The following is a 13,928-nucleotide window of genomic DNA, read 5'->3' on the forward strand; positions in this document are numbered from 1 at the left end:
TAATCTAGCCCCCTTAAGAGGCATTATTAAGCTGGCTTGGGTGGTAACCAACTGTTATAAGTGAAGGGTCGGGTTCAACATTATCATCGCGCGATACAAAATTGCCGGTCTCGGTAATCCTTTAGTGTCCCTCTAAAGCGTCGCTGGGCGACGAAAGGAATATGACCCCACCCATTTTCTCGGCATCCGGCCACCTCGTTGCTATCGGCGGTGCCGAGGACAGAACCTCTGATCTCGAGATCCTCAAGAAGGTTTTCGTCCTAGCCCCTGAGGGCAACCAAGAGGTCGCGGTCATTGCCACGGCCAGCGGCATCCCCGACCAGGTTCTGCCTGAATACGAAGCGGCCTTCTTTCGCTTGGGCGCGAGCCAGGTTCATTGCCTGGATATCCGCGACCGTCAACAGGCAACCGATGCCGAGACGGTACGTCTGATCGAACAAAGCGGCACCATCTTTTTTACCGGTGGTGACCAACTGCGCTTGACCAATGTGCTGGGTGGCTCGCCGGTTCTGACGGCCATCCGCAAGCGCCTTGAAGACGGCGCTGTCGTGGCGGGAACCAGTGCAGGTGCCGCGGCCATGCCCGGCACGATGATCTATAATGGTTCGGCAGCCGACGCTCTGCGTAAGGGCGCCGTTAACATGACCTTTGGCCTGGGTTTCGTCGATAACCTGATCATCGATAGCCACTTTCTTGAGCGCGGGCGCTTTACGCGGCTGATGGAGGTTGGCGCCAGCAATCCGGAACACCTAGGCGTGGGCTTGGGTGAGGATGCCGGTGTGATCATCCATCCCCACGGCATTTTAGAAGCCATCGGTCCGGGGCATGTCATCCTCATTGATAGCCGGGATCTGGCAAGTTCGAACATTGCCGACCTCGCCATGGGTGAGCCTGTGGCCGTCGAGCACATGATCCTCCATGCGCTGGTCAGCGGCCATGGGTACGATATCGATGCACGGCGCTATCTCGTTGCCGACGAACTCAGCGCCATTCTGCCAGGGAGGCACGCACAATGAATATCCTCGATCATCGGGCCTTACGGGGTCCGAATTACTACAGCCGTTATCCGGCCATTTTCATGCGGCTGGACATTGGTGAGCTTGAGGAGCGGCCGAGCGATACCGTCCCCGGTATCGTCGAGCGGCTGACGACACTGCTACCAACTCTGCAGGAGCACCGCTGCTCGGTGGGCCGCCCCGGTGGGTTTCTGGAACGGCTCGAGCGTGGCACCTGGGCAGGCCACGTGGTAGAACACGTCGCGATCGAACTACAGAACCTGATCGGCTTTTCGGTGGGCTACGGCAAGACGGTCGACTCCTACGAAACCGGCATCTATAACGTTGTCTACCGTTACCGGGACGAAGCCTGTGGTTTGGCGGCTGGCGTCGAGTCAGTCGACCTCGTCGTCCGGCTCTTTAATGGCGACGAAATTGATATCTCATCCATCATCACCCGCCTCAAGGAGGTGCGTGATGCCCATATGCTCGGCCCCTCTACGGCGGCCATTGTCGATGCCGCCACCCGACGTGGCATTCCCCATACTCGCTTGAGCGAGGAAAACAGCTATATCCAGTTCGGTCACGGCCACCGGCAGCAGCGTATTCAAGCGACGGTGACCGGCCATACCGACCTGATCGGCTTCGGCATCGCTGACGACAAGGAGTGGACCAAGCAGGTACTCGGCGATGCCGGGATTCCGGTACCCCGAGGGTGGTCGTGCAGTTCGTTCGACGAGGCGCTGGAGGCCGCCCGCGATATCGGCTATCCCGTCGCGGTCAAACCAGTCATCGGCAACCATGGCCGCGGAGTGAGCACCAACATCGAGGACGATCAGGCGCTGAATGATGCCTTCGATATTGCCTCTCATCGCAATCCGTCGGTGATCGTCGAGCAGTATATTCGCGGCGAAGACCACCGTCTGTTGGTCATCGATGGCAAGCTCGTGGCCGCCGCGAGACGCCGTCCGGCGCATGTGGTCGGCGATGGGCAAGCCACGTTGCAGGCGCTGGTCGACGTGGAAAACCGCGACCCGCGTCGCGGCATCGGCCACGAGAACCTGCTGACCCAGATCCAGTTGGACGAACAATCGCTACGGCTGATCGGTCAGCAGAACCTGACCCTGCAGAGCGTGATTCCGGCCGGCGAGATGGTTTTCCTCAAGCCGACGGCGAACCTCAGCACCGGGGGCACGGCCACGGACGTCACCGACGATGTCCATCCGGAGGTGCGCTACGCAGCGGAGCGCATCGCGCGGCTGGTGGGGCTCGATATCATTGGCATCGACCTGCTCGCCGAGACCCTGACTCGGCCCCTGGAAGAGCAGTCCGCCGCGGTGGTCGAGGTCAATGCCGGCCCTGGTTTTCGTATGCACATCTCGCCCACTCACGGGGAGGGCCGCGATGTGGGTCGCCCGGTGATCGACATGCTGTACCCCGACAGCGAGACCACCGGGCGCATTCCCATCGCGGCGGTCACCGGCACCAACGGCAAGACCACCACGGTGCGCCTGCTCTCGCACGTGCTGCGCCAGGCGGGACGCAACGTCGGCATGGCTTGCACCGGGGCCATTGAGGTCGACAACCACGTGATTATGCGCGGTGACTACAGCGGCCCCCAGGCGGCCGCGATCGTGTTGCGCGAGCCCACGGTTGAGTGCGCCGTACTGGAAGTCGCTCGCGGTGGCATTATGCGCCGTGGACTAGGCTTCGATGAGTGCGACGTGGGCGTGCTGCTCAATATCGCCAGCGACCATCTGGGCGAGCACGACATCCATACGCTGGATGAATTGGCGCGCTGCAAGACGGTAGTCATTGATGCCGTAAGCAAGAGCGGCACCGCCGTGCTCAATGCCGACGATCCCAGAGTGCTGGAAGGCCAGGAGTGGGCTCGGGGTGAGATCATCTTCTTCACCCTGGATCCCAACTCCCGCCCCGTCCGTCAGCATGTCCGCGACCAAGGCGTTGCCTTTACCGTCAACAACGAGCGCATCGTGATGCGCCAGGGCCATGTTGAGGCCGAAGTGATCCCGGTGGTGGACGTGCCGATTACCTTCGAAGGCCATGCGCGCTTTAATGTTGCCAACGCCCTGGCGGCGAGTGCCGCCGCCTATGCGCTGGGGCTGTCTATCGCCGACATCCAGATGGGCTTACAGACCTTCCACCCCACGCCAGGCCAGAATCCGGGCCGCACCAACCTCATCGACGCCGACGGCATGAAGGTGCTGATCGACTACGGACACAATGTGCCGGCGCTTGAGGCCTTAAGCGAACTGGTCGGCTGCATTCCGGCCCGCCGACGGATTAGCGTCGCCAGTGCCCCAGGCAACCGCCGCGACGAGGATCTGTTCACGCTGGGCACCCTGCTTGCCAAGATGCACGACGTGGTTTTCATCTACGAAACCGATGCCCGCGGACGCACCCCCGGTGAAGCAGCCCGCCTATTGCGCGAAGGGGCTGAGTCGGTATCGGATGCCTGCCGGGTCGAAGTCATCATGGAAGAGCAGCAGGCCGTGGATCGGGCCTTCGATGAGGCAAGCGAAGGCGATCTGCTGGTGTTGCTGATCGACGACGTCGAGGGCGCCATTGAGCGTATCAGAGGGCGCCGTTTCCGGTCAGCAGCCGCCACGACGCCAGACGGTGAGTTGCCATGAGGCCCGCCGAACCCCAGGAGAACCGGCTGCTGACCCTGTTGCGGGTCGGCCGCATCTATGCGCCGGAGCCTCTAGAGGCGAACGATATCCTGTTCGCCGACGGCCGCATCGCCGCCCTGGGGCGTGATCTCGAGATCCCGGCGGGCTGGCCGGTGCGGGTCGTGGAGGCGCGACATCTTACCGCCGTGCCCGCCTTTATCGATCAGCACGTCCACGTGACCGGCGGTGGGGGCGAGGGCGGATGCGGTACCCGCTGTCCGGAAATCACCGCCTACGAGATCGCCTCGATGGGTATCGGCACGGTGGTGGGGGTGCTGGGCACTGACAGCATCAGCCGTTCTCCGGCCGACCTGCTGGCCAAGGTGCGCGGGCTCAGGGCCGAGGGTATTTCGGCGTTCATGTATACCGGTGCCTACCGTGTCCCGCCGCCCACGCTGACCGGCGACCTTCAGCGCGATCTGGCCTGGATTCCTGAGGTCATCGGCCTGGGCGAACTCGCCATCTCGGACCATCGCTCGAGCCAGCCGCGCCAGGATGAAGTCGAACGGATCGTTAGCGATACCCGGGTGGGCGCCATGCTGGCCGGCAAGCTAGGCATATGCCACTTCCACCTGGGCGATGGCAAGCGGGGACTTGAGCCACTGCGGCGATTGCTCTCCGAGACCGAGATTCCCGCCGAGCAAGTGATTCCCACTCACGTGAACCGCCATCGCGACCTGCTCGAGGAGGCCGCCGACTACGCGCTGACCTTCGACGCCAACGTGGATGTAACCGCTTTCGACGACGCCGACGAAGACGATTTGAGTGGCTTCGGAGCAGTGTCGCGGTTACTCCGCCGCGGTGTCCCCGTCGAGCGCATCACCATGAGTTCTGATTGCAACGGCAGCCTGCCCGAATTCGACGATAGGGGCGCCTATATCGGCATGCGGGTGGCGGGCAATACCACCCTTATCGCTGACTGGCAGCGACTGGTACGCGAGGAGGTGTTGCCCCTGGAGCAGGCGCTGGGCCTGATTTCGGGAAACGTGGCCCGAGTGCTCGGTTTACACGCAAGCAAAGGACGCTTGGCTATCGGCTTTGATGCCGATGTGACGCTACTCGACAGCGAGCTCCAGCCGCAGCAGACGTTCGTGGCGGGCAAATGTGTCTATGACGCGAGTCGCACAGAACGCTCACCACCTTGAATTCAGTTGCTCTGCCCTCATACTAAGGGTAGTTCAATGCCTCCGTCTGCGGGCCGGGCATCTCCCCTTTTTCATGCATCCACCTCCGGGGCAGAGCACTATGGGAATTCTTTACAAATCGTTTCAACAGCGGGCTGTCTGGCAGCTGACGTCCGTGATGGCGCTGGTGTTGTTACTCAGCGGCTGTGGGATCAACAACATCCCCACTTATGATGAGCAAGTCACCTCTGCCTGGTCCCAGGTGGAAAACCAGTACCAGCGCCGCGCCGACCTGATTCCCAACCTGGTGGAAACCGTCAAAGGTTTTGCGGCCCAGGAGCAGGAAACCCTGACCGCGGTGATTGAAGCGCGCTCCAAGGCCACCTCAATTCAGGTGGACGAGAGCATTCTTGACAACCCCGAGAAGTTGCAGCAGTTCCAGCAGGCCCAAGGTGAGCTGAGCAGTGCCCTGAGCCGCCTGATGGCAGTGTCCGAACGTTACCCGGATCTGAAGTCGAACCAGAACTTCCTTGCCTTGCAGTCACAGCTTGAAGGCACCGAGAACCGGATTGCCGTTGCGCGTCGGGATTTCATTCAAGCGGTGGAGCGCTACAACACCGAGCTGCGCACCTTCCCGGGCAAAATCTGGCACAGCATGCTATATAGCGACCTGGAGCCTCGCGCCAACTTCGAGGCCACCACGGAAAATGCCGATGAAGCACCAGCGGTGGACTTCTGATGGCTACCCTGATTCGCAAAAGTCTGCTGCTGACGTTCCTACTATGGCTTCCGGTCACCGTCTGGGCTCAGTCAACGCCTGAGTTTCCCGAACTGACTGGCCGGGTGGTCGACCGGGCAGAGATGCTCTCCCCGGAAGTGGAAACACGCCTGACCCAGATGCTTGAGGCCCACGAAGATGCCAGCACCGAACAGGTGGTGGTGGTCACGCTGCCGGATCTGCAGGGGTATCCGATTGAGGATTTCGGCTATCAACTGGGCCGGCACTGGGGGATTGGCCAGGAGGACGAGGATAACGGCGCCCTGCTGATCGTGGCCGAGGAAGAGCGGGCCATCCGCATCGAAGTGGGTTATGGCCTTGAAGGCCGACTCACCGACGCCCAATCCTCTGTCATCATTAATCAGGCGATCAGCCCGGCTTTCCGCCAAGGCGATTTTGAGGCCGGTATCGTCAACGGAACCGCTGCCATGATCCAGGTTCTCGGCGGCGAGCCCATGGCGGTTCCCGAGGGTCAGCAGACCCGTTCAGCCCAGGAAAAGCCTAACGCTGGAGTGGTGGGGCTGCTCTTCATCGTCATGCTGGCGGTGGTGTTCTTTATCGGCAGTCGCGGTGGCCGTGGAGGACGCGGGGGTGCTGCCCTCGTCGGTGCGGCCTTGCTCGGCGCTGCCATGGGTGGCCGTGGCGGCGGCGGTGGCAGTGGCGGCGGTTTTGGCGGCGGTGGTGGCGGCTTCGGCGGTGGCGGTGCCTCCGGTGGCTGGTAACGCCGCAGGGCTATCCGTACGCGCTGAATCCTCACACCTGACAATGAGAATCACACAATCATGACATTACTAAGCAAAAGCGATCAGGAAGCCGTTACCGCTGCTATCAACGAGGTAGAGCGGGAAACCGACGCCGAACTGGTCACCGTGCTGACGGCTCAGTCCGATAACTACAGCTATATACCCCTACTTTGGGCCGGCATCCTGGCGTTGCTGGTGCCGGGTATTGTCAATTACGTCGGCAACTGGTTCGGTGCCGACGTGCTGTTGCTGGTGCAGTGGGGCACGTTCATCCTGCTCAGCCTGTTGTTCCGGATGCCCAACATCAACACCCGCCTGATTCCCCAGCAGGTGCGTTACTGGCGCGCCTCCAACCTGGCGCGGCGGCAGTTCCTGGAGCAGCGTCTGCACCATACCGACGGTGGTACCGGCATGTTGATCTTTGTCTCGGAAGCGGAACGCTATGTGGAGATCCTGGTGGATCAGGGCATCGCCGACGTTCTGGACAACAAGGTGTGGGAAGACATCGTGGCGGATTTCACCGCCAAGGTGCACCAGGGCGAGACCCGGCAGGGTTTTCTTGACTGCATTGCCGCCTGCGGCAAGCTGCTGAAGGAGCACGTGCCGGCTACCCACGAGCGCAACGAGCTGCCCAATCATCTGGTGATTTTAGAGTAACGAGCGTCGTAATCCGCTCAATAATCACAAAAAGCCTCGCCGTAACGGCGAGGCTTTTTGGTCAGTTGCGTGTGGTTTATCTAAAGCGCATTACGGCGTCATTACCACCTTGATACACCCGTCCTGCTTGGCGTTGAATTGGGCATAGGCCTCGGGCGCATCAGTTAGCGGGTAACGGTGCGTGATGATGAACGAAGGGTCGATTAGCCCCTGCTCCACCGTATTGAGCAACGGCTTGAGATATTGCTGCATGTGGGTTTGCCCGCTCTTGACGGATAACGACTTGTTCATCAGCGCGTTGAGCGCGAAACCATCGACTTTGTCGGTATATACACCGGGAAGCGACAGTCGGCCGCCCTTGCGCACTGACATGATCATTTCGTTGATCGCTGTGGGATGGTTCTCCTCGCTGGAATCCGCGCTGCGACGCTCGGCTTCGGGGTCGCCCTGGCCGTGGGCCTCGGCGCCGACGCAGTCGATTGCGCAGTCCGGCCCACGTCCGGCGGTCATCTCCAGCAGTTTGCTGTAGACGTCGGTCTCCTCGAAGTTGATCACCTCGGCGCCGCCTTTCTCGTTGGCCAGCTTGAGCCGCTCGGGTACCCGGTCGATAGCGATCACCCGTCCAGCGCCGCGCATCCAGGCGCTACGTATAGCGAACTGGCCAACTGGGCCGCAACCCCAGATGGCGACCGTATCGCCGGCTTCCATGTCGCAGTTGTGCACGGCCATGTAGCCGGTCGGGTAGATGTCCGACAGAAATAAAAGCTTATCGTCGGGCAGGTCGGATTCGACCTTGATCGGGCCGACGTCTGCATAGGGTACGCGCACATATTCGGCCTGGCCGCCGGGAATCCCGCCCAACATGTGCGAGTAACCGAACAGTGCGGATGGCGAGTGGCCCATGGCACTGGCGGCCATGTCGGCGTTGGGGTTGGACTCGTCGCATAGCGAGTAGAGATGTTTGTTGCAGAAGAAACAGCTGCCGCAGGCGATGGTGAAAGGCACCACCACGCGATCACCTTTTTTAAGGTTGTTCACCGCCGAGCCGGTTTCGACGACTTCGCCCATGAACTCGTGACCGATGATGTCGCCTTCCTGCATGCCGCCCATCAGGCCATTGTAAAGGTGCAGGTCGGAACCGCAGATCGCGGTCGCGGTAACCTTGATAACCGCGTCGCGGGGCTCCTGGATCTTGGGGTCGTCGACGTTATCGACGCGAACATCGTGGGTGCCGTGCCAGGTTAATGCTTTCATGGTGACTCCTTGTCACTAGGGACTCCGTGTCTCCAGGCCACAGCCAACTGTCGCCAGGCATCAGGTCTACTGAACGCACTAGAAATACATGCTTTACGTTTAAAAGATTGAATGAAAGGCTGAGGCTTGCGGAGGGACACCTTCAAGTTAGTAAGTGCCCACAAGCCTGTCAAGCAGGTCTCGGTTCGGTCGATGCAGTGCGTGGCGCACCGTTAGCCCGTCGTGTGCCTAATGGGTGCTTAGCGGCCCCATCTCGGTTACTCTACACTCGGCGTTTGCGTTCCATAAATTAAGGATAGTCGTATCAATGTTGGGATTCCTGCAGGGACTTTCCTATGGCCTGTTTATGACCTGCCTGCCTTGGCTGCTGGTAGGCCTCTATAACCCTGGCCTGGCACTTCCGTGGCCGGCGCCCGGTCGGCTGCAGGTCATCTTCCGCTACTGCCTATTGGTTCCCTTCATTAGCATGCTGCTGTGGCTGACGTCCCTGTGGGGTGGTTTCAGTCCCAGCCTATTTGGCTGGCTGTCGGGCATCGTGGCCATTCCGGTGGCGCTGCCCGTCGAGCGCACGTTGCGCGGCTGGCTGGCCCGCCGCCGTGAGCGTCGTCAGGCTGCTCAGCGCGTGGCCGAGACACAGCAACGCCGTGCCCAGGAGGAACGCAGGGCCCATGAGGCGGGGGTGTCGGTGCTTGACCCGGCAAGGCCCCCCGAAGGTGCCGACGAGCTTGTGTTGGCCATGTGCCGGGTCAAGCAAAGCCTGCTGGACGTTAATCGCCCCGACCTGGCGATTCTGGCCGACCGCCTCTACAGCCGCTACCGCCATGTGATGGACGTGCTCGGCGAGCGTTTTCAGCATGGCGAATTGGCCTTCAAACGCTCCCAGGGCTTGGTCACCCAGGTGTGCTTCGGCGCGGTGGATACGCTGACGACCATGGCCTCCCAGGCGCGCGGGGTGGTGAGCGTGGACGGCGACTACGTGCGGGGTCGCCTGAACCGCGAGGGCAGTCAACTGAGCGAAGAAGAGCGTGCCGCCTTGGTGCGCCGCCTGGATCTGCTGGTGGAGACCGAGCACCGCCTGTACGAGCTCTCTGCGCGCATCGAATCGGCGCTGACCGTGCTCGATGATACCGCTGTTTCCATGGCGCGCATCGAGACGGCGCGCCCGCAGGCGTCGGTCACCACCGAGACGGCGCTTGAAGACCTGCGCCGCTTCGTCGAAGGCGCAGACCGTTATGCGCGCAAGGAGTAATGCGCCGCTTGGCGCTACCCTGCGATTTTGGCAACGGTTTTATTAATAGCCCAGGAGATGTCCATGACTCAGCCATCCGATGACCAACGTCGCCTCTCCCTGCCACCGGTAGACGAGATCGCCGACCAGGTGGGCGTCCGCCAGGCCGATGCCGACTCGGTCGACGCTGATGACCGTGACATCGACCCTGAGCTTGAGGCGATGGCCGACCACTTCGTCGAGGAGGTTCTCGCCGGGGATGACGAGGCGTCGGTGGTTCGCCAGCGCCGTGCCGTGGACGAGATGGGCCTGGAACTGCAGCAGCAGGCGGCCCATCGCAGCGCCATGCTGCAAACGCCGCTGCGCCAGCTGGCTCACCAGGGCGACGAAGGCGGGCCGGTTGCCAAGGCGCTGACCAATCTGCGTGGGCGCATGGAGGGGCTCGATCCTGCCCGCCATCGCCTGGCGCCAAGCGCGCTGGACCGCGTCATGGCGATCATTCCCGGCATCGACAGCCGCCTACAGCGCTACTTCCGCAAGTTCGAGAATGCCCAGCAGGCGCTGGATGCCATCATCGAGGAACTGGAGAGCGGTCGCGACATGTTGCATCGCGACAACCTCACCCTCAGCGATGACCAGCAAGCCCTCAATAACATCCTGGGCGAGTTGAACCGTCAAATTGCCCTGGGTCGCTTGATCGATCGCCGTCTGAAAGACGAAATTGCCGCCCGCGATGCCAATGATCCACGGCGTCAGTTCCTTGAGGAGGAACTGCTCTTCCCACTACGCCAGCGCATTGTCGACCTTCAGCAGCAGCTGGCGGTGAGTCAGCAGGGCGTGCTGGCGCTGGAGGTCATCATCCGCAACAACCGTGAGTTGATGCGCGGCGTGGATAGGGCGATTAACGTTACCGTCTCGGCGCTCACCGTGGCGGTGACCGTGGCCATGGCCATGGCCAATCAGCGCCTGGTGCTGGATCGCGTCGAAGCCCTCAATGACACCACCTCGCAGATGATTGGCGGCACCGCCAAGGCGCTGCGCCAGCAGGGGGTGGATATCCAGAAGCGGGCCTCCGGGGCGATGCTCGACATGGAGGTGCTTGAGGAGGCCTTCGGCGATGTCATGGGTGCGATCGACGATCTCTCGAGCTACCGTCAGGAGGCCCTGCCCCGCCTGGATGAACAGATCGACCGCCTGGCGAGCCTTGCCAAGCAGGGGGGCGCCTCCATCGAGCGTCTCCGTGAGGGTAACGCGTCGCAACCCCCGGACGGCGCCGCTACTCACTGACGTGGCGGAATGGCCTACGCGGCTACTTGAAGCGCGAAGAAGCGTCCTGGAAGGCCTTGCGCATCAACTCCCAGGAGTCTTCCATCCCCTGGCGGACCGTCTCCCAGGCGGCTTCGCTTGAATGCTGAAGCTCGTCGAGGCGTTGTTGTGTCTCCGCCCGGCGCTGCTTGAGCCGCTCGATGTCCTCGTGGTACTTGACCCTGGCCTCGTCACTGGCCTGGCGGGCCTTGGCGATCAGCTCGTCGATCTCTTTATTCCACTCGTCGAGCCGGGCTTTCATTTCCTCAACAAATTCGTCGCGTTGATTCATGGTGCACTCTCTCCTTGCGGTAACGGCGATGACGGATTCGGCGTTGATGATCCGTCGACATTTTAGGCTCTCCCCTTTATACCAGCGTCTCCTGGCTAACGCACTTAGCGGCTTCGCCACGCGCGCGGGCCGATTGATGGGTGGTTTTTCCCATTGGTAGGGCTTCTGCATTGCTCATAACCAAGGTTACTACCACAATAACCAAAGCGGACTTGTATACATGTAACCAGCGGCGGTGGAGTGCCTAGTATGAAGACGTTGTCGAACATGGGGTTTGCCCTATTCGGTGCGGCGCTGGTCGCCATCAGTTATGGTCTTGCGCGCTTTGCGTTTGGTCTGTTCGTACCCTCCATCAGCGATGAGTTGTCACTGTCGTCGTATGTCGTCGGTATCATCGGCGCGCTGCCGTTCATCAGTTTTGTGCTGGCCACGCTGGTGGCACCTCTCGCCGCTGACCGCCTCGGCGCCCGTAATCTGGCGGCGCTTTCCGGTGGTTTCGGGCTTGGCGGTCTTGCCCTGATCAGTCAGTCGTCAACGTCACTCTCGCTGGGTGTGGGTGTGTTTATCTGTGGCATCTGTACCGGTTTGATGATGCCGGCACTGACGGCGGCGATGCAGGCGCTGGTAAGCCGTTCGATGCATGGGCGCGTCAGCTCGATCATGAATGCCGGTACCAGCATCGGCATCATCGTGGCCGTGCCGACGGTAGTCTTTCTGGCAGATGCTTGGCGGCTTACCTACACGATATTCGCCGTGCTGGCCGGGCTCGGGGTCGTGGCGGCATGGTTTTTCATTCCTTCGGTATCCCGTGTCATCCCCGCCAACGCGGCGCCGCCACCGCCCATCGCCCGTGTGCAGTGGTCGCGGCTTATCCGGCTGACGTTGTTTGCCTTTGCCATGGGCTTTGTATCCGCGCCTTACTGGCTTTTTGCGCCCGACCTGCTGGTGAACCTCGGCGCGCTGCCTGCCCAGAATACCGGCTGGCTGTGGTTTGCGGTGGGTATCGCCGGGCTGGGTGGTGCCGTCATCAGTGATCTGGCCGACCGTAACAACCCGCCTATTACCCAGGCCTTGATGTTGATGATGCTATCCTCAAGCCTGGCATTGCTGGCCGCAAGCCCAAGCCAGTTACCGCTGGCGATGTTTTCCGCGATGGTGTTCGGCCTGGCCTACATGAGTTTGACGGGACTTTATCTGATGACCGGCATCCGGCTGCTGCCGGGGCGCATATCGATGGGGCCGGTGCTGCCGTTCATGGCCTGCGCGCTTGGGCAGGCGGTGGGCTCGCCGGTGATCGGCGGGCTGGTCGAAAGCGTTGGATACGCGGATGCGTTCGCGATCTTTACGGTGATCGGCATCCTGACGGCGGTAATCTCGCCGCTATACCCCGGCCATATCGACTATCTGACCGATGATGAAGAGCCGCAGCCCGAGGCGGAGCATGTGGAAGACACCGGCCTTCAGGCAGCTTATGACCAGCAACTACTGGACGAAAATGGTGAACCCGTCGAACCTGTTGCCGAAGACGCCGATACCCGTTAATTGGCATGCTTAGAAAAATGAGTTGTTGCCATTAATGCGTATAAAAAACAGTAGTTTTTAATTAAATCCGGCATGGTGAGTCTTGGTTATACATGCACCCGCTTTAGATAATGCAACAACAGCGGCAATACCAGGATCAGTACCGTGATGCGCAGAAGGTGGTGCGAAGTGACGAAGGCCGGGTCTATACCCAATGAAAGGGCCACGAGGCTCAGTTCGGGGGCGCCGCCAGGCATATAAGCGAGCAGCGCCGCCGCTAACGAGACGCCGGTCAAGGCGTGTATGCCCCACGCTGCCACAATGGCGATGAGTAGCAGTATGACGGCTTGCAGGGTGGCCATGATCAACGTGTGTCGTACCTCGGCCAGTGAGGTACCGGCGAAACGCACACCTACCGAGACACCTATCACCACCTGGGCCATGGCGATAAGGCTGGGGGGAAGCGAGGCGTGGGTCAGCCCCGAAAGATGAAGGCCCGTTGAGATCAGGGCAGGCCCGAACAATAGCGCGTTGGGCAGGTGTAGCCGCTGCCCTAGCCAGGCGCCAAGCAGACCGGCACCCGCAAGCCACGCCGCATCCTTGGGGCTGGGCAGCCATAACCATTGATCCAGACTCATGCCGGTGGGTTGCAGGCTGACATGACCAATCCCGCTTAACAGCGGTGGAATGGCCGCCAACAGGATCAAAATGCGCACCGCATGGGTCATGCCCACCACGCGCAGGTCGGCGTTAGAGTCCAAGGCCATGCCGGTAACCGCCGAAACGCCACCGGGCACGCCCGCATAGAGGGCAGTATCCATGGAATGGTGCGCGACCCGTCGGGAAAACCATACCGAAAACAGCATCATCACCGCCGTGGCTAGCAGCATGATGGCGAGACTGGTCAGCCACGCCAGCAGATCGCCGGACATATCCGCGGTAAACGCCGAGCCCAGCATCACCCCAATCACTACCAACACCCCTTTGCGGCCCCGCCCCGGCGAACGCAACCGCAAGCCCATCAGGCTCGCGGCGGTGGTGGTTATCATGGCGCCGAGCAGCCAGGGCAGCGGCATTCTCAGCCAGTAGGCAATGCCGCCACCGATCAGCCCCAACGCCAGTGTGGGTAGAAACCGACACAGTGCGATCAGCGGTTGCGCAATTGTTGTGTTCAATATTCGATAACTCCTTATCAAACATCTGGGCCCGCCATGATAATGCAGAGGCGGGCCCAGAGCAGACGCTGATACGTAGTGAGGCGTCTTGCTATTGTACAGGACACACTAATGTTCGCGTCGCTACCGTTGATTTGTAGGGTGTGCGATAGGCTATGGTTAA

The 13,928-nt window shown here is 61.2% G+C and carries 12 protein-coding genes; 9 read left to right on the plus strand and 3 right to left on the minus strand.

Annotation, left to right across the window (positions count from 1 at the left end):
- The first annotated feature begins 161 nt into the window (after window positions 1–161).
- The 6 genes from BLR97_RS12885 to BLR97_RS12910 all read left to right on the plus strand — a co-directional run bounded on the left by BLR97_RS12885 (window position 162) and on the right by BLR97_RS12910 (window position 6,990).
- Window positions 162–1,016, plus strand: coding sequence for a cyanophycinase (locus BLR97_RS12885; RefSeq protein ID WP_089706943.1), 855 nt, complete (start codon window positions 162–164; stop codon window positions 1,014–1,016).
- Complete coding sequence (gene cphA, locus BLR97_RS12890; RefSeq protein ID WP_089706944.1) at window positions 1,013–3,649, plus strand: cyanophycin synthetase; 2,637 nt, start codon at window positions 1,013–1,015, stop codon at window positions 3,647–3,649. The genes BLR97_RS12885 and cphA overlap by 4 nt, the downstream gene beginning before the upstream one ends.
- Window positions 3,646–4,833 (plus strand): beta-aspartyl-peptidase, encoded by a 1,188-nt coding sequence (gene iadA, locus BLR97_RS12895; protein ID WP_089706945.1) that lies wholly within the window; start codon window positions 3,646–3,648, stop codon window positions 4,831–4,833. The genes cphA and iadA overlap by 4 nt, the downstream gene beginning before the upstream one ends.
- 157 nt (window positions 4,834–4,990) lie before the next feature.
- Window positions 4,991–5,551, plus strand: a complete 561-nt coding sequence (locus tag BLR97_RS12900; protein WP_089707049.1) for a LemA family protein — start codon at window positions 4,991–4,993, stop codon at window positions 5,549–5,551.
- Entirely contained in the window at window positions 5,551–6,312 is a 762-nt protein-coding gene (locus BLR97_RS12905) for a TPM domain-containing protein (protein ID WP_089706946.1), read from the plus strand. Before BLR97_RS12900 ends, BLR97_RS12905 begins: the two co-directional genes overlap by 1 nt.
- A 60-nt stretch (window positions 6,313–6,372) precedes the next feature.
- Entirely contained in the window at window positions 6,373–6,990 is a 618-nt protein-coding gene (locus tag BLR97_RS12910; protein ID WP_089706947.1) for a TPM domain-containing protein, read from the plus strand.
- Between the two features lie 90 nt (window positions 6,991–7,080).
- On the opposite strand, the gene BLR97_RS12915 is transcribed toward BLR97_RS12910, so the two are convergent.
- Window positions 7,081–8,244, minus strand: a complete 1,164-nt coding sequence (locus BLR97_RS12915; protein ID WP_089706948.1) for a zinc-dependent alcohol dehydrogenase — start codon at window positions 8,242–8,244, stop codon at window positions 7,081–7,083.
- Between the two features lie 307 nt (window positions 8,245–8,551).
- On the opposite strand from BLR97_RS12915, the gene BLR97_RS12920 reads away from it, so the two are divergent.
- Together BLR97_RS12920 and BLR97_RS12925 are read left to right on the plus strand one after the other, a co-directional pair.
- Window positions 8,552–9,493 carry a cobyrinic acid a,c-diamide synthase gene (locus BLR97_RS12920; RefSeq protein WP_089706949.1) on the plus strand — a complete coding sequence of 314 codons (942 nt, stop codon included), beginning with the start codon at window positions 8,552–8,554 and terminating at the stop codon, window positions 9,491–9,493.
- 63 nt (window positions 9,494–9,556) lie between these two features.
- A complete protein-coding gene (locus tag BLR97_RS12925; protein ID WP_089706950.1) occupies window positions 9,557–10,759 on the plus strand; it encodes a toxic anion resistance protein in 1,203 nt (400 codons plus the stop codon).
- A 22-nt stretch (window positions 10,760–10,781) separates the two neighbouring features.
- Here BLR97_RS12925 and BLR97_RS12930 read toward each other — a convergent pair whose 3' ends face one another.
- Complete coding sequence (locus tag BLR97_RS12930) at window positions 10,782–11,069, minus strand: sll1863 family stress response protein (protein WP_089706951.1); 288 nt, start codon at window positions 11,067–11,069, stop codon at window positions 10,782–10,784.
- Between the two features lie 249 nt (window positions 11,070–11,318).
- On the opposite strand from BLR97_RS12930, the gene BLR97_RS12935 reads away from it, so the two are divergent.
- Window positions 11,319–12,611: an MFS transporter gene (locus BLR97_RS12935; RefSeq protein WP_089706952.1), complete on the plus strand. Its 1,293-nt coding sequence runs from the start codon at window positions 11,319–11,321 to the stop codon at window positions 12,609–12,611.
- 86 nt (window positions 12,612–12,697) lie between these two features.
- Here the strand turns inward: BLR97_RS12935 and BLR97_RS12940 are convergent, their stop codons facing one another.
- Window positions 12,698–13,765, minus strand: coding sequence for an AbrB family transcriptional regulator (locus BLR97_RS12940; protein WP_244511305.1), 1,068 nt, complete (start codon window positions 13,763–13,765; stop codon window positions 12,698–12,700).
- Window positions 13,766–13,928: the final 163 nt, after the last annotated feature.

It is taken from the genome of Vreelandella arcis (genome assembly GCF_900103865.1).
Taxonomy (GTDB): Bacteria; Pseudomonadota; Gammaproteobacteria; order Pseudomonadales; family Halomonadaceae; genus Vreelandella; species Vreelandella arcis.

Bases quoted from the DNA above. Each gene is read 5' to 3' on its own strand.
- cphA (WP_089706944.1), top strand. From the start codon at position 1,013: ATGAATATCCTCGATCATCGGGCCTTACGGGGTCCGAATTACTACAGC.
- BLR97_RS12885 (WP_089706943.1), top strand. From the start codon at position 162: ATGACCCCACCCATTTTCTCGGCATCCGGCCACCTCGTTGCTATCGGC.
- BLR97_RS12915 (WP_089706948.1), bottom strand. From the start codon at position 8,244: ATGAAAGCATTAACCTGGCACGGCACCCACGATGTTCGCGTCGATAAC.
- BLR97_RS12935 (WP_089706952.1), top strand. From the start codon at position 11,319: ATGAAGACGTTGTCGAACATGGGGTTTGCCCTATTCGGTGCGGCGCTG.
- BLR97_RS12920 (WP_089706949.1), top strand. From the start codon at position 8,552: ATGTTGGGATTCCTGCAGGGACTTTCCTATGGCCTGTTTATGACCTGC.
- BLR97_RS12900 (WP_089707049.1), top strand. From the start codon at position 4,991: ATGGCGCTGGTGTTGTTACTCAGCGGCTGTGGGATCAACAACATCCCC.
- BLR97_RS12930 (WP_089706951.1), bottom strand. From the start codon at position 11,069: ATGAATCAACGCGACGAATTTGTTGAGGAAATGAAAGCCCGGCTCGAC.
- BLR97_RS12905 (WP_089706946.1), top strand. From the start codon at position 5,551: ATGGCTACCCTGATTCGCAAAAGTCTGCTGCTGACGTTCCTACTATGG.
- BLR97_RS12910 (WP_089706947.1), top strand. From the start codon at position 6,373: ATGACATTACTAAGCAAAAGCGATCAGGAAGCCGTTACCGCTGCTATC.
- BLR97_RS12925 (WP_089706950.1), top strand. From the start codon at position 9,557: ATGACTCAGCCATCCGATGACCAACGTCGCCTCTCCCTGCCACCGGTA.
- iadA (WP_089706945.1), top strand. From the start codon at position 3,646: ATGAGGCCCGCCGAACCCCAGGAGAACCGGCTGCTGACCCTGTTGCGG.